This is a genomic window from Colwellia sp. (genome assembly GCF_013214175.1).
Classification (GTDB): domain Bacteria; phylum Pseudomonadota; class Gammaproteobacteria; order Enterobacterales; family Alteromonadaceae; genus Colwellia.
Window position 1 is genome coordinate 100,968 of sequence record NZ_JABSPA010000006.1, and the last position, 26,054, is coordinate 127,021.

Genomic DNA, 26,054 nt, shown 5'->3' on the forward strand with positions numbered 1-26,054 from the left:
TTTATAATACAACGGCATAATTTACAAATAATGTCTAAACCAAGCGGTAGATTACTTAACAATAGGAAATATTGAAAAGGCGCAATCGCCAAAAAGAGTCACCATAAATCAGGAAAATATAAAAAAGATAAATGCTGGTTTATCTTTATCGCCTACTAACATCAAACCTACTTAGAGTATCAAAGCCCTTTAAGTAGAAACTAGAAGTTAGAAAATATTTTGATGTAAACGTAATTCATCATCGATCATAACTACGCTGATATCGCCCTCAATAACTAAATTAGAATTGACCATCAGAGATGTTGAATAAATACCACTCGTTAATACTGAATGAGAAATAACGGTTGCTGATAGTATTGCTGAAGCGTTGCTAGTTTTATCATTATGCTGTTTTTCATTAGCATTACTACTGTTTGCATTACTACTATTTGAATTGCTACTGCTTGCATTAATAATGTGTGAATAGCTTTTCCCTTCAACCAGTGTGCTACGTTCATAGTGGGCTGATGTGGTCAGCCCCTGATTACTCAGTTGTAAAATGGCTATATTTTCTTTCGGGTTCTTTGGATTTTTAATGGCTACGTTAAATGGTGAGCCATCTGGTTTGTTACCATTGACATAAATATCACCACCAAAATTGATTAATGCGGCCATGTTTTCATTTTTAGCTATTTCGCCGGCTTGATCAACAGCAAACTCTTTAATCACGCCTCCTAAATCAAGCTTCACAAACTCATTTGAAAAATGGAGACTATTTTCTGTTAAGCGCCATTTATCAGCACCAATAAAAGGCTTTAACCTAGCTCGGCAAGCTTCTATTTTCGCCACAGTAGTCTGCTTGGCACATTGTTTTAATGTGCCTACAGTAATATCAAAACTTCCTTGGGTTGTAGCTGATAACGTTTGTACTAGTGATAATACATGATGAGTTTCTTTATCAATGTTAACTATCGCTTGTTCTCGATTATTAATCTTGGCAATTAATGAGTCATCACTAAAAAAATTATACTTTTTTTCTAGTCTGCGAGTATTGCTTTCAATCAAGCGCGCAACCCTGTCCGCAGCTTTGGCGTTCATTGCATAAAGTTGCACTTCACAGGGGGTGGTCATGCAATTAAATTGATGACTATATTTTTTTAGCTTTTTATTTGAATGCGAAATCATTTAGGTCATCATTTAGTTATTATTTAATAGTTATGTATTGGCAATGCATTGCTAAGGTATTGCTAAGGTATTGCTAAGGCCTGTGATTATTCACTAATCAACCACTTTAGCAATATGTTTTAAGAATTTATCTGCATCCATATATCCTACTATTCGATGATTTTTTAACTCTTCACCTTGGTCATTAAAAAACAAGATAGCGGGCGGGCCAATAATGCCAAATTTTTTCAATAATTCAGTGTCAATATTATCATTGGCGGTAACATCAGCTTGAATCTTATGTACCTTGGCTAGTTTCAATTTCACTGCGGAATCTTTAAAAGTGACCTCTTCCATTTCTTTACAAGATACACACCAATCAGCATAAAAATCAAACATGGTGACTTGCTTGTTTTTACTGGCTTGCTTAAGAGTAGCCTTTAAATCATCAATACTTTTTACTGGTTTAAAGGTAATGCCCTTGTGTTCACTCGATACAGTTGTATTAACACCGTTGCCTAAATTAACTAAGCTTGCTAATGGCGATAACAGATTACTTTTCCCGGTAGAGGCACCAACAATCATAAGAAAGCCAACCAGCAATAGTGATAAACCTAGACCTTTCCATAACAACTGCCATGGTGTTGTGTCTTTATTATGTTGACGTAAAGCGCCCATATACACAGCAGAAACAATCAGTAACAGTGCCCACAATAGTTGAGTAATTAAGGGTGACAATATGCGCGCTAATAACCAAATAGCAACGGCTAACATAAGCACACCAAAAATACCTTTCACTGCCTCCATCCACATACCTGCACGAGGTAATATTTTACCTGCGGAGGTACCTATAACGAGTAATGGCGCGCCCATACCCAAACCTAAGCAAAACAGTGCCGCACCACCTAAAATAGTATCTCCTGTTTGACCAATATATATAAGCGCGCCCACTAATGGCGCGGTAACACATGGCCCGACAATTAGTGCTGATAACACGCCCATAATGGCAGCACTGATTAAATTACCACTTTCCTGCTTATTACTTAGGTTGTTTAACTTTACCTGAATAAAGGACGGCATTTGCACATCATAAAAACCGAACATTGACAGTGATAACACCACAAAAATACCGGCAAAACTGCTTAATACCCAAGGGTTTTGAAACCATATTTGCAAGTTGGTACCAAATAAGGCGGCTAGCACTCCCACCACGGTATAAGTTAATGCCATTGCTAGAACATAGGCGAGTGATAAAGAGAAGGCTTTACGTGTAGAGAGCTGTTTTCCTTGGCCAATAATAATGCCTGATAAAATAGGGATCATAGGAAAAACACACGGCGTAAAGGCTAAAAGCAAACCAAAACCAAAGAAACTAACCAAAGTTAAGATAAAGTTATCTGATGCTAAGCTATTCGCGATAGTGTCTTGCTCTGATTTAGCGTCTTGCTCTGATTTAGTGCCTTTCCCCACCTTAGTATCGATATCAATGGTGCTAGGATTAGCCGCCTCAGAGGCATTAGCTAAGTTAGTTAAATTAGATACATTAACGCTAGGTTTTAAATCAGCTAACTTTATGATTTTTTTAACTGGTGGATAACAAACGCCAACATCAGCACAGCCCTGATATTTAATTTTTAAACTGGTATTGGCAAATGATGTTTCAGAGCCACTAAGCGCATATTTCACTATTAAGGTATTTCTAAAAACTTCCAATCCTTTATACGCAGGATCATCAATGAACAAACTTGCTGGAAATTGTGCTGCACCTAATTGAGTTGCACGCTCTGTAGTGACATTGTCACCGTTTGAGCTATCGTCATGAATGATGGTTGCCGACAGTTTTATGCGTTTTTTATAAAGATAATATCCGTCAGCAATATGCCATTGCAGAGAAAGTATTTCAGGACTGTCTAATGTCACTGAAAATGGAAAAGCAAGTTTGCTGGTCAACAGTGTTGACTCATCAATCGCATTGGTAAATGAACTAAAAAATATAAAATACCCAGAAAGTATTAAATGAACTAAAAATTTCTTCATGAAAGTAACCCGTAAATTGGAAGTAATCACGGTAAGGGCGTTATAAATATCAGAGGAAATTTAGAGTAATAATAGAGAATTTGTCATCTTCGAGATATTTTTATCGAAGAACCATGGGCTTAAATACCATGGATTCCCGATCAGACACCTCGGGAATGACTAATATTCTATATTTCGCTCTAAAACGTTAATAATAATTTATAATGATCTTGCCGTGTGGAAGTAATGACTAAAGGTAAAAAGCTTAATTATTGATTAGTACGATGGACATCAAACCACGCTTGCTTTTTTTCATCGCTCCATGCACTAGGTGGCTCACCAAAACTAATATCTAACGTTTGTAGCGCATTTTTTGTCGCAATCAAGGCCCTGTTATTGTTAGTAAAAGCAATTGCCCCTACCTTGAGTGGCGTACTGACTAGCTCAATCTCTTTTTCAATTAACAATGTTTTCAGTACTTTACTCGTGTTATTTTCTATCGAATAAACAACTAAGGAACCACTACTGCCAATAATCACTAACGTCCCATCAGGTGAAATATCAAAACTGGTAATATTACTTTGCGCAGGTAGTGTATGTAATAAAACGGGCTCGACACTCGGCTCAGTTACGTTATATATTGAAAGAATATTACTTTTCCCTAGGTACCAAGCTATTTTTGTAAGGTCACTGCCTTGAACAAGTTTGAACTCTTTCGGATATTCAGTGCCCGTTGCCAGAGAGGTTAGCTTAGTGCCGGTTGTTACATCGAGAATTTCCATACGATCTGGTGCTGATAAACTAACATAAGCCAAAGACCCATCTTCATTTAGCATAACAGCGCGATATTTAGAATCAGAAGAAAACTCGTGCAGCAAGCTAAAATCATCCACTTGCAATACCACCATTTTTTTATTGCCTCCTGATAGAGCAACTCTGCTGCCATCACTCGATAACGACATGGCATTTAAATCAGCAAATGCATAAAAGTCTTGCCCCTCACTTACCCCGGCAAAGCGTTGAAAGGGAATGTCACTTGGGTTTGAGAAATTTGCGCGATATAAGCCAACGCCACTATCCGCACCTTCTTCACTACCACTTTTATTTTTTTTCTCGACGCCAACCAAGACACTTTGCACCGATGAGGGGGGTGTTATGCGAATGTTAGCTAAGCTTTGCTCTGAGGCACCAGTAAATCCATCAATATCATCACGTTCAACATCAGGTGATGCGGCAAAATCATTGAATGATAATGTAGTAGGTATTTCTTGTACTAAATTCAGCACAATCAAACGATTATGCCATTTTGAACCGACAACGGCATAATCACCTTGTACATGAAGGTCAGCACTTTCCTCTTCTATATAACCGATTTCCCATTCAACATGTGGTGTCGAAAGGGCTATATCCACTGCAGTTTCTTGGATATCCTGAGCATTAATACTCTCTAGACTAATTGACGTAGTGTAAGTATTTAGCTGATACATGCTGTCTAACATAGCCGCTACAGCTTTGTAGATATCAGTGGCTGCTATGGATTGAGCTTGATTTAAGCTGGTCGCAATAGCATCAATTTGTGCAAACATAGCATCATCAACACCTACTTCAACATCACTCTCAAGATAATCTTGTCCGGATAATAAAACTTCATTAGCAAAACCAAACCCATCAATACTCAACCCGTCAACACTCATTTTCAATGATTCTTGCGCGCTTGCTGTATTGGCTAACGTATAGGGATTAAATTGGGTTTCACTGTGAACTAGCGTAGTAAACACTGTTATGTTTATATTTTTATTCGTGCTATTTACCGGTGTTGGTGCATATAAGGCAATACCTTTGGAGTCTTGCTCAATATCTTTTCTAGCCAACAAAGGTGCTTTGCTACTGATACTGGCAATAATATCACTGGCTTTAAAGCTATATTTACCGTCTTCAAAAGTTACGGTACTAGGCTCTGAGGTATCACATAACGCATTTCTATTATTATCAAAACATACCACGGCATTCACCCAATAATCAGAGCCGAGTACCTTTCCTGTGACACCATCTTTTTCTATATATGCCGTTTGGTCTGGAACAGGTTCTGGTTCAGGCTCGGGTAATGGCTCAGGCTCTATAAATGTACTTGTCGATGCACAAATAGACCCAGCACTACAATCGCCAGCCTTATAATCACTTTCTTCGCAGGCGGGCAATAAACTCGCCATCATCATGAGCAGAACTAAATTGGCTTTATTATTTATTTTCATGTGTTTATCTCTAATATTTTACAACTGATTTTTACAGTTAACTATTTACAGCTAATTATTTGCCGCTAATGAGCAATAACTAATATTCAACAATTAGCTATCAACAATTAATATCTGTATTGTGCGCCAAAATTGACCCAAGCAAAGGCTAAACCAGTAGATTGCTCTTGATAGCCCAACACTATATTCCAGGTAAGCTTCTTACTTTCTAGATATTCCAAGCCAAGTTGCCCTGTCCATGCAGTAAAGTTACCTAAGCGATCATCCGCTGTTGCATAGCCGGTTTCAGAGAATATGTTATCAACGGAATCATGAGCTTTAAAAAAGTTGGCTTCGTTTTGAGTATACAAACGCAATACTGGCGAGAAGCGAACGTTATCAGTAATGTTGTGATAACTTTTTGACTCTAAAGTATGAGATTGCACTCCCCAACTGTCTTGGTAGAAGCGATAAGAGGTATGCCATGTTGTGTTTTCATTCAAAGATTTTGCCGTTTGAATAGAAATACCGCCGGCTTTTCGTTGTTCAGGGCGAGAGTCTCTTGCTAAATAATATTTAGGGTAAATATCTGCTGTAGTATATTCATCACTACTAGAGTCAATAACATTGATACGCCTTACTACATTGAAATATGGATTGGATAAATGACCCTCTTCAACCATGTAATAGGCACTAAATTTTGCGATAGTGTTTGCATCAAATACTTGAGTAATGCCGACTTGGCCATTGATTAAATCAAAGTCGTTCCATTGGCTACCTAAGCTATATTCTCCGTGTTCATCTTTTTCACCTAAATAATCATAAACCTCATTTTTCATGTAGGAGACACCGGCAGTAATCGATCTATTTTTACTGCGATCGGTATACATTAAATATTCTACTGATAGGCCGGTATTTTTAAAGTCATTCTCTTTTGAATAACTGGCACCAATACTCAACTCATTACGCATGGTAGGAGTACGATAAGTATATAAAAATGCTAATGAATCTCGGTGATCTTTTAAGGGTACATTTTTATAGACAAAATTATCTAGGTTGGTATCACCATCACCAACAACACCATTAATTAATCGGGTATTACGACAATAATCATAGTAATTCTCACCTTCTTCTGGCACACAAGCAGAAGCTCCAGTAAAGGCATCAGAGCCCGTTTCAGAAGAAGCTCCGGTTATTGAATCCCATGTAGGTGATGCCCCTGAAATGCTATCCCAATCATACTCGCCACTTAAGGTATGATTGGGCCCAAAGTCATGCTCAATACTCAGTTTTCCATCAAGAACTTTAATGCGATCATCATTTTCTTTATATTGCTGTATTTGAATGGCCACTTTATCTTCAGCCAAGCTTGTTAAAGGTATAATGGCGGTAGCAACAGAGGTGATGACTAATAGTTTCAAATGTTTACTGCTAGCTTTCATAAACATTCTCCTGAAATTGAACTGGTTTTTTTTGAGCCGGTGTAATATGACATTGATTCATTTGGTATATTTCTATGGGTAAATTCTATGGGTTATTTTTATGAGTGAAGTCTGATTAATTATGTTGAACGATTTAATTTTCCTGTTGATAAATAACTCTATTTTTAGTTACAACCACAGCCTCCACCTGACACACCGCCACCACCTTTAGTGCCTTCTTTGGAGGTATAAATATGTTCATCAAATTTTTTGATCATCGGGTTAGGTCCGCCAAAACGCATGGTTTCACCGGCAAGTGTGGCTTTTTGCCATGATTTAACTGGCACAATGCTGCAGGCACTACAGGTAAAGCAGCAGACAATTAGCAGTAATTTAATTTTCATCGATTGCGGCATCAAATTTCCACCCCTAACTTTTGTAAATCATTTATAATTTTTTCATCGATATTGGGTACAGCACCAATATGTTTACCGACTATTTTGTTATCAATGATGTAGTACAAAGCAGGCATGGCTATAGGGGAGAATTCACTAATTATGGTTTGCTCAACATCATTAATAACGGGAAAATCTATAGCTAATTCTTTTTGAAAGGCTATGCCTTCAGCTAACTCTTCATCAACATCAATGCCAACAACATACATTTTTTGTTGACTGTCTTGCTTGATCATTTTTTTTATATCTGGAATTTCTTTTGCACAAGAGAGGCACCAAGAGGCAAAAAAATCAACAACACCAACCTGTCCTTTAGGAATGTTAAGTTGCTTTTGTAGATCCTCACTAAGGGTGTCGCCAACTTCAACAGAAAACGCTGAACTCGGTGTTAGTAAAAAAAGTAAGACTAAAAGTATTGCGGAGGGTATTACGTTAAATATTGAAGATTTCATGACAGTATTCCTGTGGCATACCCGTTACCATTCAAGATGCAGATTTCAGAGTGCATTTTGATTGGTAAAAGGTATAAAAGTAATTTAATAAGCCTTGAAAAAAAGGGCTTAAATCATTGTTTGAATAATAGTTATTGGTTTGGTATTTCTATGACACCAAAATGCCTGCCTTTATTATCCCCACTTCTAACACGGTAACTAAAGTACACAGTGCCACCATCACCAGATACTGTCATTCGATCAGCACCATCACTGTCAGGGGTATTCGAGAAAGCGATTTCTTTTAAGCTGCCATCATCCATAATTTCTAGTTGATAAATGCCATTTAAAGCTGAATCAGCTCTTTGTACGGCAATATAAAGATAATCTTTACCGTTAAAAGATCGACCTGCTGCGCTGTACATGCGACCGCCAGTGCCGGTGTAGAACATTTTTCTTGATGATTCATCTAATGTTTCATTAAAGCTAACAATATTGCCTTCATACGTTAGTGCAAACACAAGGTTATCATGTGACCAAACACGCGCTATTTCATCTACCGCAGCTGAGGTAGTTGCACCATCAGCGGCTGTCATAATGACGTTATCTCCGTCTCGTTGGTAAACACGGCTACCATCATTATTAATCGCTGGCGGTCCGTAAGTTGCGTATTCGGCTGGCTCCAAGTTAATGGTATTAGTTAACGATATTTCACCCGCATCACCAATTGCGTAAAACTCAGTAATGTAAGACTCATCATCTTTTTTAATCATTACCGATGCGATTGATTGCTCAGCGTTAAAGCCTACTTTTTGTGGTACACCCGTAGTGATATCAATAGAGGTGGTAACTGCATCAGCTAATACACCAGTAGCATCCATTGCCACGCTAAATATTCTCGCTTGCCCGGCATCATTACCAACCTCAACAGCTGAACTCACACCAATACCATAACTACCATGTATACCAACACCCACAAGAGATTCAGTATCAAGGTAGGTTTTTGGCGTTTCAGCTGTACCTGAAACAATAACAGGTGAGCCGTCCACCAAATTTATGCCAATAAAACCATAAACATCTTCTTCATTGGCATTTTCAAATCTTACTGGCGCTAACATAATGCTGCCATCAACATTGGCTGCAGGATATTGCGATGAGTTATCAGCAGTTTGCACTGAAGTTGCGCTAGGTAAAATTTCAGGCATTTGACGGACACTAAAATCAAAGGCTTTTAAATCATCAAGACTAATATCACGAAAGCTGAAGTTCAAATTAGCCGTTAAAACACCTGACTGATCTCCTGCTCCATTTGTTGGACGAGTCAGAGCGCCTAGGCTAGGTTCCTCATCATTGGTAGGCTTCGATGTATTAACATGACTTACATTAGACGACCAAGTAAGTGTAGAGCCAGAGCCTGCGGGAATAATGGTCGCTAACGAAAGGTCCGAAACAACAACGGACAACGATGAACCATTATTAATGTCACTTTCAACAACCGCTGCTTTATCAGCCGCTAAAATTTGTGCCGGTGTAAGTACATTGCCAATATCAAGTTTATTAACATGGTTAAAGCCACGACCAGCGATAAAGACATTGCCTTTATCGTCGGCAGCTATGGCGCGTATACGTTCACCAACATTAAAACTTGCGATAATATTTACATCAATTGCATTCAAGTCAAACACCCAAACAGCGTCACTTGCTGAAGAGAATATTGCGTAATTATTATCAGGGCTGATCTCACCTGAGCGAACACTACTCGCCAGGGGTAAAGTTGTACTTAACACCATTTTTTCAAGGTCGATAATAGCAGCATAGTCACCATCGTAAGCTAATGCTTGTCGACCATTATCAAAGAATTTTAGCGTGCCAAAAATTTCATCTAGGTTAGTAACGCCATCAATAACACCCGTTGCGGTATTGATTTTATGTAATTGATCTGTCGAGCCACTTTCACCTTCTGTCGCGGCATATAAATACATGCCATCGGGTGAAGTGAATTGCTCTTTAACATTAATTAACGTTGCAAGTGAGGTAGTGACAACATCTTTGGCAGTAACAAACTCACCAGTATCGGTTAAATCTAAGTTTAGAATATAAGTAACTTCTTCATCTAAATCTTCAACATGAACTTTATCACCAACGATTTCAAAATTACCAACGTAAGCATTTACAAAGCGTTTTGTCGTTGGATCATCATGCGCCGCAAAAGTACCATCATCCTTAATCGCTACTCGGAATAAACCATAATTATCACTGGTACCAACAGAGTCTTCACCATTGCCAGGACGGATGTTAATGTAAACATATTGTCCATCTGGTGATGAAGTAGCACCTCGTAAACGGTGTTCACTTGCGCCTGTTGTTGCATCAATGGCGTAACGCTCACCTTCAACATTAGCGAATAAACCATTTGATTTAATAACCGGTGTCTCACCGCTGGTATCAATCACCATCAGGCCGTTATGGTAATGCATGGTCATCGCCGTCATATTACGACCCGCTAATGGCATAATAAAATCAGGTGTTTCATCATGGTCACTTTGTTCCCACGTTAATTTTTCACCTTTTAGGTTGATATCGCGCTTGGCAACATGCTGAGCATTAACTTCATCAACGTCGACAGTAATAGTAAATTCTTTTGTTTCGATAAATTTACTGACCACAGCAGCAATTACTTTTAACGGATGGGCATTAGCGTGTGTCGTTAAGGCTTTGGTTATTGAGCCTTTAATTTGTTCTGCTTGTTCAGTCGTTACCGAACCGTCAATAGCCAATGACAACTGTTCATTTAAATAAGTTGCGGCTTGCGTTTTATCTGCTGAAATCGTTGGGTTGAAGAGTATCTCGTTAGCAATAATTGTACTGTAAACATTTATTTCATCTGCACCGGGACTAGCTACATATAAGCTGCCATCGGTTATTTCTAATAATCTTGCATAGTCACTAGATTTCATATTTTCTGGGATTGTAGTAGCTGAAAAGCCCTCTTGACTAACTTCACCCTCATCACATTTACCGTTATTATTGCTGTCTATACACAATAAACCACTGGCAAGTTCAGGCTGAATAATTGCTGGTTCATCAATAACTTCTGGTTCACTATCACTACTGCCACAAGCACTTAAACTACTGGCAAGAATAACGGCAATGCTCAACGAAAGTGATTTCTTTTTAAAGATTGATAATGACTTTTTATTTTTTTTCATCAGATATTTCCCTTGTAAACGTCTATGTTTTTAATAATCAACAGTAATTTTTCGAAGATTGTAAAACAAAGTGTTACAATTGTAAATGATAATCGATCTCATTCGTGTCTAGTTGTAATTTACTTAAGCTATATCTTTTTTCCCGTTTAGTTCAGTTGCTCGTGATGAGTAATACCCTAGTTATTTACTATTTACCCCCGTCTACTAGTTCTAAATCTGTAGAAAAATAATAATTATTATCAGCTAAAACTGTAAAAAATAACAAGATAAACTGGCAGCCGAAAGCAGTTAAATTTACGCTAAGTGCTTTGGTTTTTTTTGGATGCCTTGTCAGTATAGCGCGGTATAAACGGAGTTACATCTTCAAATAGCATTACAAAAGTGACTAATGATTTTTAAATTAAAGCAAAGAATTTAAGAAATATAATGGCGCGGCTTCCTTCATGAAAGACATTTCCGTCACTTTAAAGTTGATGATAGATAAATAGCGTGCCGACCACGCCGTGCCAAGTGAACTTTGGCGCATTGAATAAATGAGAAATTACGACGTATGGCTAAGATATAGCTAAGGAATGTCACGAGAAAGTTAATATTTTGATCACTATATTAAATAACCTTCGCCGTGAATATTTGTGGAACTTTGGGCTTATCTGCAATTTTATTACACAAGCTGCGCACCAGTAGCTCTATGGTTCTATCATTTGGTGCATCTTCGATTAAGTTAAGTAATCGTTAACGACTTAACACACAACTAGGCTTAGCAACAAAAGCGACTAAAACATCGTCTCCTGCTTTGCTTACTTTTACTCGGGTATAGTTTTACTGGGATATTATTTTTCAGTAACTTTCGCTTGAGAATATCAAAACAGCAATGGCCAAAACGACATAAATCATCATCTTCTTCGATTTATGCTGTTAGTGCTGGTTTTCTATTTTCAAACGATTATTACCATTAGCTTAGGGCTAACTAGCTAATATTTTAAGTGGTAACGATAAAGCGCCATTGCCCGTTTGACCAACGATCCAAATAATGGCACTTAAACCACCAAGGGTGAGGATATACCACAGAGCCGAGACAATTTGTGCATAACGATTAAGCGGTAGTAACTCACTTAAATGTCGGCGTTTGTATTCAAAAACGATTTCAATACTACCAATAGCCAGTAAAAATCCTAACAGCGCTAAACCAAAGTGATAACTAATGTAGACACCTAACACTGCCCCTAATATACAAGCCACTAAACCAATTTTAGAATTGATTGAGAAAGCGATACTTTTAATGATGTGGCCGCCATCTAACGGCAATACCGGTAGCAAGTTAAATAAATTGAGCAGCGCATTAAATACCGCGAGTCCGGCCAATATTTCTATATCGGTTAGCCAATAGCCAATTAAACAGACTATGGATAATATCAAACCAAAGAAAGGGCCCATGATCGAGATAACAATATCTTGCCAGCGGGTATTAATTTTATCGTCGCTAAGAGCTAAGCCACCAACGAAGGGAATAAGATAAATACCTTTGGTCTTTAAACCAAAATACTTCATCGCCTTAATATGACCATACTCATGGAAAACTAAACAAAGAATAAGTGCGATGGCAAATTCAATAGAAAATAACCAGCTATAAGCCGCCAAACTACCGGCAGCAAATAACACTTTAATGACTTTGGCACTTTTTAATAACTTCAAACCAAGACCAGCCATGCCAATGAAGCTAAATTTCATCGGCTGCTTTTTATGTTCGCCTATTTGACGTTGCTCGATATCTTTTTCATTGAGGGTGTTTTCGTCAAGCAGTTCACCATTGATTAACAGCTGAAATTGCAAATCGAAAGGCTGCCACTGGAGTGAACCATTGAGTTCAACTTGTAACTCGCCCTGCTCACTTTCTTCACCACCATCGGTTTTTAACGAGAATTTATGGTTAAATGACTCGCTGTCGGCATTGGCATTAATTTGTGAGACACATTGCCCATCCCAAAAAAGCTGTTGCCATCCTGCCATTGAACCTTCTAATCGTAGTGTTTTGCCTAAACACTCTATTTCTAATAATTGCACTGAATTAACTAACCTAATTTAACAAAAAAAACCTTGCCCGATTATCGCTATATTTGCGGATCCGGCAAGGTTTATTGAAGATATTTATGAATTAATGTTAATTATTTCGGGCAATTAAACAATGTACTCTGGAAGTTATCTGAGTTGATCAGGCCCAACACGTACCACTAACTTACCGAAGTTTTCGCCTTTTAATAAACCAATAAAAGCACTGACCGAGTTCTCAAGCCCATCAATCATGTGCTCTTTGTACTTGATCTCGCCAGCCATTAACCACTTAACCATTTGTTCACTAAATTCGTTATAACGATGTCCATAATCATCAAAGACAATAAAGCCCTGCATTTTAATACGCTTAACTAATAATGTACCCATTAATAACGACAATCTGTCAGGACCACTTGGTAATTCGGTGGCGTTATATTGAGAAATCAAGCCACATAAAGGCACACGTGCACAGCTATTAAGTAATGGCATAACAGCGTCAAAAACTTTTCCACCAACATTTTCAAAATAAACATCAATGCCTGATGAACAAACTGCCGCTAATTGCTCGGCTAAATTTTCACTTTTATGATCAAGGCAATGATCAAAGCCTAAAGTTTCAACCGCGTAATTACATTTAGTTTCGCCGCCAGCAATACCAATCACTTTACAGCCTTTTAATTTAGCTATTTGCCCCACTAAACTACCAACAGCACCGGTTGCTGCAGCAACAACTACCGTATCGCCCGCTTTTGGCTGACCAATATCAAGCAAGCCCATATAAGCCGTTAAACCTGGCATACCTAATACACCTAGGGCATGTGATGGATTGACCATTTTGTCATCTAATTTAAGTAATTCACTGCCATTGATGACGCTATAATCTTGCCAACCACCAAAGGCAACTACCCAATCACCTACCTGATAATCAGCATGGTTAGACTCTTCTACTCGACAAACACTACCACCAACCATTACTTCATTTAAGGCAACTGGGTCGGCATACGATTTAGCATCATTCATGCGTCCACGCATATAAGGGTCGAGTGATAAAAATACAGTACGTAATAACACTTCACCGGCTTTAGGTGTTGGTTTTTCACTGCTTACAAGATTAAAGTTTTCAGCTGTTGGTGCGCCAAAAGGACGCGAAGCCAAAACCATTTGGCGATTTATGTCAGTTGTTTGAGTCATGTTAATTCCTTTTGCTTACAATGCTTTTGTTAAAATTTCACGGCTGATTGCTAAAGTGATATCGCTTTTTTCGCCTAATGCCGTCATACCATGTTGCTCTAATCGCTCAATTAGTAGGTCAATATCCTTACTGCCAAGATTCACATCAGATAAACGAGTTGGCACCTGCATCTGCTGGAAAAACTCTTCGGTTAAACGAATAGCTTTTTCGATACGTGTATCTTCATCACCTTCGGTTATCTGCCATACACGTGATGCATATTGTAGTAATTTTTCACGTTTTTGCTCTTTACGGACTTTCATTACCGCAGGTAAAGCAATGGATAAAGTCCGCGCATGGTCAATACCAAAAGCACCAGTTAATTCATGGCCTATCATATGTGTTGACCAATCTTGTGGCACACCTGCGCCAATAAGACCATTTAATGCCATGGTTGCCGACCACATAATATTGGCTCTAACCTCTAAATTTTCTTTAGTCGCTGGCAATAAAGCTTTTGGTCCTTCTTCAATTAAAGTTTGCAATAATCCTTCACTGAAGCGGTCTTGCACTTTGCCATTTACACTGTAAGTTAGGTACTGCTCAATAGTATGAATAAAGGCATCAACCACACCATTACTGATTTGACGATCAGATAATGACAAGGTCACACTTGGGTCTAACACAGCAAAGAGTGGGCGAACTAAAGGGCTAGAGAAAGGTAGCTTGTTACCATCTCGTGTTACTACCGAGTTGCCGTTACTTTCAGAGCCGGTCGCCGGTAAAGTTAATACCGCGCCAATTGGTAATGCTTTGGTTACTGCTTGCTGTTTAGCTAAAATATCCCAAGGATCATTACCTTCGCTATTTCCTTCACCATTACCTTCATATAACGCCGCGGCAGCAATAAATTTGGCGCCATCAACGACAGAGCCACCACCAACGGCAAGTATGTAATCAATATTCTCGCGTTTAATGATATCTTGCGCTTTCATCAACGTATCATAAGTTGGGTTTGGCTCTATACCCGAAAACTCAAAGAATGTGTGTTCATTAAGCGCAGAAATCACTTGTTGATACACGCCATTTTTTTTAATTGAGCCGCCGCCATAAACTAATAATACTCTTGCGTTTAGTGGCACTTCTTTGGCAAGTACGGAAATTTGTCCTTCACCAAAATGAATATGCGTAGGGTTTTGAAAAGTAAAATTTAACATGTATATTCCTATATTATTCTATAACAGCTTAAACAAACGAATGAACTAAGCTAATTAACTGAACTGATTACTTAAAAGGTAACTTAAGCAGAAAGCTGAGCTAGTAATTTTTCAGCCGCTAATGCAGAACTGGCTGGGTTTTGACCGGTAATAATAAGGCCATCTTGTACAACAAAAGCATGCCAATCTTGTGCTTTTTGATATTCGCCACCACGTTTAATTAGCTCGTCTTCAAGTAAAAAAGGTACCACTGCTGTTAATTGCACGGCTTCTTCTTCACTGTTAGTAAAACCTGTTACTGCTTTGCCTTTGATGGCAAAATCACCCGAAGCTTGTTTAACATTTAATAAAGCAGCACTGGCATGACAAACCGTAGCAACAGCCTTGCCTGCTTTAAGAAAGCTTTCAATCAAAGTGATTGAATCTTTATTATCGGTAAGATCCCATAATGGACCGTGACCACCAGGATAGAACACACCATCAAAATCACTTTCACTAAGGGAAGACAACTGTACTGTGTTAGCAATTTTAGCTTGCGCTACATCATCGCCGTCATAACGCTCAGTGGCTGAGGTTTGGAAGTCTGCTAATGTACTTGTTGGGTCAATAGGTGCTTGTCCGCCTTTTGGTGTCGCTAAGGTCACCTCTACACCGGCATCGATAAAGGCATAATACGGGGCGGCAAATTCTTCTACCCAAAAACCAGTTTTTTTGCCGGTATTACCAAGCTCATCGTGTGAAGTAAGTACCATCAATATTTTTTTAGTCATTATCAATCATCCATCAATTTAAATGTTTAGAAGTAAGTGTAAGTGCGTTCTCATTTTCACCTTCACTTTCAATAGAGCCAGTATATGCCTACAAACAACCATGAACAATGCAGATAAAACTGACAACATTGTATCAATAATTGATACAATGTCATTTACGGTCAATTACTGAGTAAGTAGTAATACGCTTTTAGTCAATTAGGATAGTCTATGAATGTTTCATTTGAACAACTCAAGAGTATGGTTGTTTTTGCTCAAGTCATTGAACAAGGCAGCTTAAGCGCGGCAGCAAAACATTTGGGGCTCTCTCGAGCGGTAGTTAGTTATCATTTGAAAAAGCTTGAAACACAGCTCGAGGTAAAACTACTTAACCGTTCAACCCGGTCGATCAATCTTACTGAAGCTGGCCAAGCCTATTATGAACGCTGCCGGGTTATTGCTGAACAAGCCAGTGCTGCCAACCAACAAATTGAAAATTTCAAAAATGAACCTATCGGATTACTTAAGATAACTTGCCCAGTAAATGTTGGTTTGCAAACCGTGGTACCAGCACTTAACGAATTTAAGAAGATTTATCCTAAAATTGAGCTTGATGTGATGTTGACTGATGAAGTGGTTAATATCATGAAAGAAGGCATAGATTTGGCCATTCGTGGTGCGCCATTACCTGATTCAGGTTTACAGGCAAGTAAGCTCGCCACCCTAAAAACGTGTCTGTGTGCTGCACCTGACTATATTCATCAATATGGACAACCTAAAAACCCTGCTGACTTAAGTAATCATCAGTGGGTAATTTATAAGTTAACCTCGGGAGTAGTCACGCTAACTAAAGGTAGTCGTTCGTTCAGCGTTACCACCAAAGGCAGCATCAGTACCAACAATGCCGCAGCACGTACCGCATTTGTTGAAGCCGGACATGGCTTAGGCCGTATCCCTCTTTATGATGCTTTGCCAAAAATAAAGGCTGGCAGCTTAGTAACAGTACTCAATGATTACAGCCTGAGTGATATCAATGTTTATGGGGTATTTCCACCAGGTACTGCCAACTCGAAAAAGCTCAGGCTCTTGCTTAATTTTTTGAAAGAGTATTTTACCAGCCAAATAAGTAATAAGATCCAAATAAAAACCGAGCTAATGCCACTTAACTTGATGTAGATCATATTTCAACCAAAAAGAAACACCTTATTAACAACTAGTAATGTAATTGCAACAATAGCCATGTTAATTGTAGAGTTTAAGTAGGTATCAGTTGCTTTTTGTAAAGACATTAAAAGGCTTGGTCGATACTACTAAAGCCATATGGAAATAGCTCAGTGATCAATCATTTACTTTAATTTATTTCAATAGCCACTTGTAAGCCGAACATATAACAACATACAGGCTAATAATTAGGTGAATCATGAATGAAATGCAATTAAAAGACATCTTAGATCATCAGCCTTTGGGAATTGCTGAACTTTCTGTGGTTCAAGGAAAGTATATTTATTTTAATGAAAGAGAATGTGAGTTAAGGAATTTGACCTACGAAACAATGTGGGAAATCAGCTTGTTTGACTTATTTACGGATAAAGAAAGCTTAGAGTTAAAAGCATTGTTCAATAAGTGTCTCACAGGCTCAAAAAATGCATTGTTTTTTAAATACAAAAAAGCTGACAAGCACTTTAAAATGAAATTAGTTAAAAATGAGAAAGGTAATGTTATAACTTTTTTAACTGAAATTACTAAATCTGAGCAGTTTAAAGCAGAAAGAAAAGTTGATAAAGAAAATATAAAACGCCTAACAAATGCGGTAAAAGCGGCGAACATTGGATGCTGGGATTTTTATCCTCAAGAAGGCCGTATTATTGCTAATAAGACGTGGGTTACTCAAAAAAAATATTTAGATAATAAATTTAGAGCCAGTAATGAATTATTTTCAGAGATAATAGATGGCCTTGATAAGTGGGCTTCAATTGTTCACCCCGATGATCTAGAGCCAACAATTAAGCTTATTGCAAAACATTTAAATGGTGAAAGTGAAGTTTATAATGCAAAATTTCGCATGAAGGATGGCCATGGTCAATGGCGGTGGATCCATGATATAGGTAAAGTTTGTCAACGAGATGAAAACGGTAATGCTGTGCGAATGAAAGGTGTTCATATTGATATAACTGAGTCTAAAAACCTTGAATTAAAAATTAAGCGAATATCTGAAACCGACTCTTTAACTGGCTTATTGAACAGAAGGAAGTTTGAATCTTTGTTTAATAATACTATCAAGGAATCAGGAAGGGATAATAAATTAATTTGTTTTTTAATGTTGGATATCGACTTTTTCAAAACATACAACGACACCTATGGCCATTTAGCAGGAGATGATGTTTTAAAGAAGCTTAGCAACGTCTTACAAAAGTCGTTATTTAGGGATGATGATTATTGTTTCAGATTAGGTGGTGAAGAGTTTGGCCTTGTCTTTAAAGTAGATCGTAAAGAGTCAGCCATTATTTTATCAAAAAAAATTATGCACAATATTGCCCAATTACAAATACCTCATAAGCATAGTACGGTGAGTGATTATATTACGGTATCTATGGGACTGTTATGCACTGAATACAGCAAAACAGTAAACATCGATGAACTTTACAAAAAAACAGATGCCTTACTGTATAAAGCTAAAAATAGTGGTAAAAACACCTTAAGTAGTTAGTAAAACAGTTATTTAGCTAACACTATAGTTAGCTAAAAACTTACCGACATTGGCTTTAGTGGTTTTAGTCAGCTTTTGTACTAATGAAAACGGTACATCATCGATAGCCGCTTTTTCTTGAATATCTTCTAACATTGCTAACCAAAGTTTGGCTGTCATTTCAGAGTCATATAACGCCCTATGGAAGCTACCGTTTGAGGCAATGCCTTTGTAGTTAATCAAGGTACCTAATTTATGATTAGGCGCACTTTGGTTTAGACGGCGAGACAGTAATAACGAGCAAACAAATTGACCATCATAGTCTCTTGATATCCGTTTTAGTTCACTGTCTAAAAAACGTTTATCAAACGAGGCATTATGGGCAACAAGGTTATACCCTTGAATAAAGTCAGCAAAGCGTGCCATAACTTCATCACATGGCGCCGCTTCATTTAACATTTTATTAGTAATGCCGGTGTAATCTGCAATAAAATGACTCACCGGTCGCCCAGGATACATCAGCTCTTGAAAGCGATCAGTGACCACTCCATTTTCAAGTTTAACGGCACCTATTTCAATGGCTCTATCACCATTATCAGGGGACAGGCCAGTGGTTTCAAAATCGAGAATTATTAGCGAATTGGCGTTCATAGGGTTATTTACAGCTTAGTTATAGATTAGTGGTGATTATTAAAGGCTTTTAATACTTTCTAAAGTGACGGACTTTTCACGCGACGTCTTTTTCGTAGCGCAAAGATATCATAAATAAGCTTATAAGCTACTGTCATCTATTTCTGCTTGCAGCTTTTCTAATTCAGTCAGTATGTGGATAAATTTATCCCCTAACTCCGTTACTCTATATTCAACTCTAGGTGGAATTTCATTAAAGCTTTCCCGTTCAACAATACCAAACTCTATATTGCGCTTTAAACAAGCATTTAGCACCTTGGTGGTTAAACCTTCAACACTCTTTACCATTTCTCCTGGCCGACGAATATCATGCTTCAGTAAATTATAAACAGTTAGTGACCATTTACAGCCGACAATGGTTTCGACCATACGAGCAGTTTTTTCAGGTGCTGACTTTCTTGAAAATTTAATTGTCTTATTATTCATAAAGATGTACCTAAAAGTGCTTACCAAACCCTATTGTGCGTACTTGGTATAGAATTGAGTAGAGGATATTATACCAAGTAGATTATTTAATTAATTGGTATTAGAGGAAAAAAAAATGCTCAATATGAACTTTACTGAAAAGGTATTCATTAATACTCACGAACAACCTTGGCTAGCTAGTCCGCATGCGGGTGTTTGGCGTAAACCCTTAGCCAGAGAAGATGCCGAAAGAGGCCATGCCACCAGCTTAGTTAAGTTTGAGCCCGGCGCTAGCTTTAATGAACACGACCATCCGCTAGGTGAAGAGATCCTTGTTTTATCCGGCAGCTTTTCTGATCATACAGGTGACTATCATGCTGGCAGCTATTTTAGAAATCCTGAGGGATTTCGTCATGCACCTTTTAGTAAAGACGGCTGTATTTTATTAGTAAAACTGCACCAATTTCAATCAGGTGATAATGAACATGTTGTCATTGATACCACAAAAACAAGCTGGTCACCGGGCATGGGCAACTTAATGGTTATGCCATTGCACAACTACCAAGGTCAATCTACGGCGCTAGTTAAGTGGCCAAAAGGTGAACGATTTCAACCGCACCGACACTTCGGCGGCGAAGAAATTTTTGTTATTAGTGGCGAGTTTATTGATGAGCATGGTCGCTACCCCGAAGGATCTTGGCTTCGTAGTCCGCATTTGAGTGAGCATTTTCCTTATGTAGAGCAGGAAACAATTATACTGGTTAAGGTGGGTCACCTTTAAATTAAAATCCCATTGATAATGAACGAGGGTTACTCTTGGGTAATGCTATCCTTCATAAAAGGTAAAGACAGCACCACTTCAACACCTCGGTTAGTTGGAGGGGTCTCATTTTTTCCCCTTTGAAAGTTATCTATTTTAATCGAGCCATTATGATTAAATAATATTTGTCGACACAATGCTAAACCGATACCACTGCCTTGAGATTTGGTAGTGTAAAAGGGGACAAAGATATTATCTAAATTAGCGATACCGGAACCGAAATCTCGAATATAAATATGTTGCCAATTACCCTCTTGTTTACTGTTAATTTCAATGGTTTTTTCATCAATGTTGCTCATTGCTTCAAGCGAATTTTTGAATAAATTTATTAGTACTTGTTCAAGTTGGCTTTTATCCGCCTCAATTAATAGCTCGCTATCGAAAGTACAATGTATTTTACACTGAGGATAAAGTGCCGCTAGGTTATCAATCATGAAGGCTAATTTAAACGTTGATTTATTTGGTTTGGGTAACTGAGAAAGTTGGCTATAACTGGCAATAAATTGACTTAATGAGTCGGCCCTTTCATGAATAATATTTACCCCACCAAGTAGTGACTCTTTATCTATTTCGCTTGCCGTCCTTTGTAGCCTTTTTTGCATTGATTGGCTGATGGCAACGATAGGCGTTAACGAGTTATTCATTTCATGGCTTAAGACTCGAAGCAGGCTTTGCCATGCTTTACGTTCTTTCTCCATCAATAAACGTTCGGCATTGGTCAGTGTATAAAGTTGATGCTGTTTACCATCACTTAAAAATGATTCTTTAGATAAAAAATGTTCTCCTGTAACTTGGGTAAGTTGTCCCTGCTTAAAATCAATAATACCGGCATTGGCGCTAACAATTTCAGCGCCAATTGGTAAGGAAGCTAATTGGATATTACTTATATTATCGACCTCACCCAAAATAAGTTTTTGTGCTGAAGCATTCGCCATTACAACAAAACCTTGCTCATCGGTTGCTAACACCATAGCATCCATTTGCTCCATAATACGCTCTAACAACAACCGTGATTCTTTCGCTTCAATTTTATGTTTTGACAAGGTGTCTGCTAAAACATTGATTGAATTAAGTAACTCTTGAAACGCTTTATTGGTCTGTAAGCGCCCTCTTAGCGTATAGTCGCCATCAATCATCGATTCAATTAGGTTAGATAAGGTGCGGATTTGATATTGTGAATTTTGTTTGCTCGCTACCATGGAAAAACTACACAGCAGCAATAAAACAATAAGGATAAAGGCAATTAAATAAGGAGATATTTGCGCAACAAAAAGCGCGATTGCCGTAGTGATAAAACATGGCACACACACCAACAACATAAGTGCATCTTGATTATCCGCTCTATGTTTTTTTGGCTTAGCAAAAAGTAACTGCCAAAGGCTTTTAATCCAGTTCATATTTACTTAAGCGCCGATAATAACCGCTTCGACTTAACCCTAAAGATTTAGCCGTTTCTGTAGCATTGCCATGATGAAACTTCAGTCGCTTAACTAAGGCTTTTCTTTCTATTTCATCAAGACTTAAGGTGGGATCTTCTAAAGACTCTTTATTATTGTCATCCGTATGGTTAGTGCCAGTTAGCATCAGCTCTGCGCTATCAATACTGTCTTTTTTACAAGTAAACAGCACTCGCTCCATCATATGGCTTAGTTCACGAATATTGCCCGGCCAATTATATTGCTGCATTGCTGTTATCGCTTGCTCGGAGAGTTTAGGGCAAGCTCTATGGTATTTAATACTGAACGATTGCAGAAAGTGCGCCGCTAGGGCGGGTATATCTTCAACACGCTCACTTAACGATGGCACTCTTAACTCAATGGTATTTAATCGATAATAAAGATCTTGTCTAAAATCATTGTTTTTAATGTCTGCTAATAAATCACTGTTAGTCGCAGAAATAATACGGACATCGGCATGTAAGGATTTAGAACTGCCAACCGCCTCAAATTTTTGTTCTTCTAACACCCGCAATAATTTGGCTTGCTGGGCAAAGGGGATATTGGCGAGTTCATCTAAAAATAAAGTACCTTGCTCTGCCATCTCAAAGCGGCCAATGCGATTTTCTTTTGCATCAGTAAACGCACCTTTTACATGGCCAAACATTTCGCTTTCAAACAATGACTCGGGTATCGCCCCCATATTCACTGGCACAAAAGAGTGCTTGGCTCGCAAAGAGGCGCTATGAACATAAGCAGCAAGCATGCTTTTACCGGTACCATTATCACCCGTTAGCAGTATGCTCATATCGCTTTTGGCTAAATCATCCAAAGTTGCTAATAATGTTTGCATCGCAGGTGATTGCGCAATAATCCCAGCACGATTACCCGGATGGGCTTGGGATGTCAGTAATTTATTTTGTTGGCTTAGACGTTGGGCTTTTTTATCTGATTTGGCTAACGCCAGTTGATTATCAATCGCGCTGAGCATACGCTCATTTTTCCAAGGCTTTTGAATAAAATCTTTCGCGCCAGCTTGCATGGCTTCAACTGCAATATCAATCGTTGCCCAGCCCGTCATCACGATGATAGGAATGGCTAATTCAAGTGCAGTGATCGACTCAACCAATTGAACACCTTCAGCCCCCGAAGTGGTGTCTTGCTGAAAATTCATATCAAGCAGAATTAAATCAACAGGTTGAGTTTTTAAATTCTCTAAAGCTGCTTGTGGCGTAGTGACGGCTAGAATGTCATAACCTTCGTCAGCTAAGACAAATTTTAAACTAGCAATGATATTAATATCATCATCGGCGATAAGTATTTTTTTATTCACAAGTATCTTTAATCATAAGTAGTTAAGTTTCCGAGGTTATTGCTTCACTTTAAATAAAATTAAAGCAAGGAACAAGCAGTAGATAATTATAAAGTGAGCAAAAGGTAACTGAGCAGTATTAACACCATCAGTTACCTTATTAACTTAGTATTATTTACTCGTAACGCAGCGCCATACTCGGTTCCATTTTCACTGCACGTTTGGTTGGCGCATACATTGCCAACATAACAACGGCCGATAAGCCTACAACCACAGTAATAGCGATACCGAAATAGAAGAAGACTGGAAATAGCTCTTCCGTAAACTTGTGAAAACCAAAAGCGAGTAAAGCGAAAAGCACAATAGCTAAACCCAAACCAATAATTAATTGTCGAGCACCTTGCTTTAAAAACATCGTGGTAATATTTTTATCGCTGGCACCAACAGCGCGCCTTATACCTATTTCATGAGTACGCTGCGCTACTGAATTTGCCGTTAAACCATAAATACCAACCATCGCCAATAATAAAGAAAAGAATCCTGTAGCAAAGGTTACGTTTGACATTAAGCGCATTGAATCTCGCATCAGATTACGGTTTTCAGTCGCTAATTGCACTGAGTAGGACATCTCAATGGAACGATCAATAGCAAACATCGCTTGATAGAAAATCTCTTCTGCATTTTGCGTATTGGCTACAATACGATAATAGAAAATTTGAAAGTTACTGATAAATTGTAATCCCGATAAATAAACTTCATCGGCACTATCTAAGCGACCAAAAAGTGTCGAGGGGTTCATACGATCAGTGACAACACCGACGACAAAGACTTTTTCATCTTTATCATCAATTTTTATCTGAAAACTTTTTTCTAAGGGCGACTCTCCAGGCCAATACCGCTTAGCCATTGATTGACTTATCAATGCTGTTTTACGATGACCTAATTTATCGAGATGAGTAAATGCCCTGCCAGCCACTAATTTCACCCCTACTGTTGCGGTATCACCAATAACAGAGATGGTATCAATTTTAGGCTTGCTCTCTTCTGAGGCATAATCTTTTCCTTCCAAAGTCACCGTTAATTGTCCTAACCAATCATTGGTAACAACACTAACAACACCTTTATCTTGTTCAATTCTTTCTTTTAATAATTGAAAAAATGCCAACTTCTGTGCCGGCTCAGGGTATTTAGTTTCAGGAACAGACAATCGTGCTGTCATCACATCAGTATAATTATCCCCCATTTCTAGGTTGACCAATTTATGCGATATATAAGCAGCAACAGAGCCAATTAAGAGCAGCGTCGCAACTAAAAACACTTGGCTGGTCACTAATATTCGAGAGATCCTGCCTGCTTTTTTACTTTGTGCACCGCGAGTCCCATCGCGTAAGGTCATATTAATATCTTGTCTAGCTGAGCGCCATGCAGGTAAAAAAGCCGACAATAAGATAGTCACTACAGTAAAGGCAACGCCCATTAAAAAAGTTGGCATATCCATGCCCCAATGCCACCAAAAGGCCCCACCATCAGGCAGCCAAGAATGCAGAAGAATTTCAGTGTAATCAAGGGCGGCTCCCACTAACAACAATGACAAAATACCACCAACCGTTGAGATTATAATACCTTCCCACATTAATTGACTGACTAAACGAGCAGTAGTAGCCCCGAGTGCTGCTCGAATAGCGGTTTCTTTTTGACGTTCAATCGTACGAGCCAATAACAAATTACCGACGTTAATACAGGCTAATAATAAAATGAGCCAAGAGAGTATATTAAAAAAGGTAAAGGCTATGCCTCCATCGCCACCCGTTTGTGCCATCTGAAAAGTTAGCACTTTGGCCGTTTTCACTAATTCAGGTAGATCATATAACTTAACATGTTGCTGATAAATTTGATTAACCGCTTGCCCCAACTCTAACCCCGCTTGTTTAACCGTAGCGCCTTTTTTAAGACGTGCATAAGCATAATATGAAGCACTAACATCAGGTGTCTTCGTTAATAATTGATCCTTTAACGGTAACCAAAGTTTTGAAGCATTTGGAAAAAAATAGCCTTGAGGCATAACACCGATAACCTGGGTAATTTCACCATTGAGCATCATGGTTTTATCTAAAACATTTTCATCGCCATGCAATTCCTCTTGCCAAACTTGATAACTGATCAAAGCGACAGGGCTTGCACCACCGGCGGTATCTTCAGCTTGAATAGTTCGGCCAATTATGGGTGAAGTCCGACTAAACTCAAAGAAGCCCTGACGTACTAAGCTGCTCAAATAATTTTTACCTGATTGTCCAACACTCAGTCTTATATCTAGATTGTCGTAAATACCAAGTTCATCAAAATGTTGTAACTTATCTTTTATATTTTGATATTCAAATCCCGTGATATAACGATGCTTATCATTAAAATAAACAACGATTGCTTTTGCGCTATCACCTTCCGGCAAGGGTAATGTTTTATAAATCACTGAATATAAAAACGAAAAAGTAAATAAGCTAATTGATAAGCCGCCAATTAGCACACCTAAGGTCATCGCAGTAAATTTAGGCGCTTTAAATAACAAACGAAATGCGTATTTAATATCTATTAACATCGACATAATAATTCTCCTAA

At 38.3% G+C, this 26,054-nt stretch carries 19 protein-coding genes; 3 read left to right on the forward strand and 16 right to left on the reverse strand.

Going from position 1 to position 26,054, the window contains the following annotated elements:
- Positions 1-207 precede the first annotated feature (207 nt).
- The 11 genes from HRT55_RS14780 to HRT55_RS14830 all read right to left on the reverse strand — a co-directional run bounded on the left by HRT55_RS14780 (position 208) and on the right by HRT55_RS14830 (position 16,113).
- Positions 208-1,164 carry an FAD:protein FMN transferase gene (locus tag HRT55_RS14780; protein ID WP_291622491.1) on the reverse strand — a complete coding sequence of 319 codons (957 nt, stop codon included), beginning with the start codon at positions 1,162-1,164 and terminating at the stop codon, positions 208-210.
- Positions 1,165-1,257: 93 nt separating this feature from the next.
- Positions 1,258-3,180, reverse strand: a complete 1,923-nt coding sequence (gene dsbD, locus HRT55_RS14785; RefSeq protein WP_291622492.1) for a protein-disulfide reductase DsbD — start codon at positions 3,178-3,180, stop codon at positions 1,258-1,260.
- Positions 3,181-3,428: 248 nt separating this feature from the next.
- A complete protein-coding gene (locus HRT55_RS14790) occupies positions 3,429-5,411 on the reverse strand; it encodes a WD40 repeat domain-containing protein (protein ID WP_291622493.1) in 1,983 nt (660 codons plus the stop codon).
- Between the two features lie 107 nt (positions 5,412-5,518).
- Positions 5,519-6,832 (reverse strand): DUF3570 domain-containing protein, encoded by a 1,314-nt coding sequence (locus HRT55_RS14795; protein WP_291622494.1) that lies wholly within the window; start codon positions 6,830-6,832, stop codon positions 5,519-5,521.
- Positions 6,833-6,996: 164 nt separating this feature from the next.
- Positions 6,997-7,227: a DUF4266 domain-containing protein gene (locus tag HRT55_RS14800; protein WP_291622495.1), complete on the reverse strand. Its 231-nt coding sequence runs from the start codon at positions 7,225-7,227 to the stop codon at positions 6,997-6,999.
- Positions 7,227-7,718 (reverse strand): TlpA disulfide reductase family protein, encoded by a 492-nt coding sequence (locus HRT55_RS14805; RefSeq protein WP_291622496.1) that lies wholly within the window; start codon positions 7,716-7,718, stop codon positions 7,227-7,229. Before HRT55_RS14805 ends, HRT55_RS14800 begins: the two co-directional genes overlap by 1 nt.
- Before the next feature lie 131 nt (positions 7,719-7,849).
- Positions 7,850-10,906: a hypothetical protein gene (locus HRT55_RS14810; protein WP_291622497.1), complete on the reverse strand. Its 3,057-nt coding sequence runs from the start codon at positions 10,904-10,906 to the stop codon at positions 7,850-7,852.
- Between the two features lie 963 nt (positions 10,907-11,869).
- Complete coding sequence (locus tag HRT55_RS14815; RefSeq protein ID WP_291622498.1) at positions 11,870-12,967, reverse strand: site-2 protease family protein; 1,098 nt, start codon at positions 12,965-12,967, stop codon at positions 11,870-11,872.
- 135 nt (positions 12,968-13,102) lie between these two features.
- Complete coding sequence (locus tag HRT55_RS14820) at positions 13,103-14,146, reverse strand: NADP-dependent oxidoreductase (protein WP_291622499.1); 1,044 nt, start codon at positions 14,144-14,146, stop codon at positions 13,103-13,105.
- 15 nt (positions 14,147-14,161) lie between these two features.
- Entirely contained in the window at positions 14,162-15,343 is a 1,182-nt protein-coding gene (locus HRT55_RS14825) for an iron-containing alcohol dehydrogenase (RefSeq protein ID WP_291622500.1), read from the reverse strand.
- An 83-nt stretch (positions 15,344-15,426) separates the two neighbouring features.
- The gene (locus HRT55_RS14830) at positions 15,427-16,113 is read right to left on the reverse strand and encodes a type 1 glutamine amidotransferase domain-containing protein (protein ID WP_291622501.1); all 687 of its coding nucleotides are present in this window, start codon (positions 16,111-16,113) and stop codon (positions 15,427-15,429) included.
- A 210-nt stretch (positions 16,114-16,323) separates the two neighbouring features.
- On the opposite strand from HRT55_RS14830, the gene HRT55_RS14835 reads away from it, so the two are divergent.
- Both HRT55_RS14835 and HRT55_RS14840 read left to right on the forward strand, forming a co-directional pair.
- The gene (locus HRT55_RS14835; RefSeq protein ID WP_291622502.1) at positions 16,324-17,268 is read left to right on the forward strand and encodes a LysR family transcriptional regulator; all 945 of its coding nucleotides are present in this window, start codon (positions 16,324-16,326) and stop codon (positions 17,266-17,268) included.
- Between the two features lie 244 nt (positions 17,269-17,512).
- A complete protein-coding gene (locus HRT55_RS14840; RefSeq protein WP_291622503.1) occupies positions 17,513-18,799 on the forward strand; it encodes a sensor domain-containing diguanylate cyclase in 1,287 nt (428 codons plus the stop codon).
- A 12-nt stretch (positions 18,800-18,811) separates the two neighbouring features.
- On the opposite strand, the gene HRT55_RS14845 is transcribed toward HRT55_RS14840, so the two are convergent.
- Together HRT55_RS14845 and HRT55_RS14850 are read right to left on the reverse strand one after the other, a co-directional pair.
- Positions 18,812-19,429 carry a PolC-type DNA polymerase III gene (locus tag HRT55_RS14845; RefSeq protein ID WP_291622504.1) on the reverse strand — a complete coding sequence of 206 codons (618 nt, stop codon included), beginning with the start codon at positions 19,427-19,429 and terminating at the stop codon, positions 18,812-18,814.
- A 120-nt stretch (positions 19,430-19,549) separates the two neighbouring features.
- On the reverse strand, positions 19,550-19,894 hold the full coding sequence (locus HRT55_RS14850) for a helix-turn-helix domain-containing protein (protein WP_291622505.1): 345 nt from the start codon (positions 19,892-19,894) through the stop codon (positions 19,550-19,552).
- Positions 19,895-20,009: 115 nt separating this feature from the next.
- Here HRT55_RS14850 and HRT55_RS14855 point away from each other — a divergent pair, with 115 nt between their 5' ends.
- Positions 20,010-20,654, forward strand: coding sequence for a cupin domain-containing protein (locus HRT55_RS14855; RefSeq protein ID WP_291622506.1), 645 nt, complete (start codon positions 20,010-20,012; stop codon positions 20,652-20,654).
- 29 nt (positions 20,655-20,683) lie between these two features.
- Here HRT55_RS14855 and HRT55_RS14860 read toward each other — a convergent pair whose 3' ends face one another.
- The 3 genes from HRT55_RS14860 to HRT55_RS14870 form a co-directional block, all read right to left on the reverse strand.
- Positions 20,684-22,090 (reverse strand): ATP-binding protein, encoded by a 1,407-nt coding sequence (locus HRT55_RS14860; protein WP_291622508.1) that lies wholly within the window; start codon positions 22,088-22,090, stop codon positions 20,684-20,686.
- Positions 22,077-23,462, reverse strand: a complete 1,386-nt coding sequence (locus tag HRT55_RS14865) for a sigma-54 dependent transcriptional regulator (RefSeq protein WP_291622510.1) — start codon at positions 23,460-23,462, stop codon at positions 22,077-22,079. Before HRT55_RS14865 ends, HRT55_RS14860 begins: the two co-directional genes overlap by 14 nt.
- A gap of 154 nt (positions 23,463-23,616) precedes the next feature.
- The gene (locus HRT55_RS14870; RefSeq protein WP_291622512.1) at positions 23,617-26,040 is read right to left on the reverse strand and encodes an FtsX-like permease family protein; all 2,424 of its coding nucleotides are present in this window, start codon (positions 26,038-26,040) and stop codon (positions 23,617-23,619) included.
- Positions 26,041-26,054: the final 14 nt, after the last annotated feature.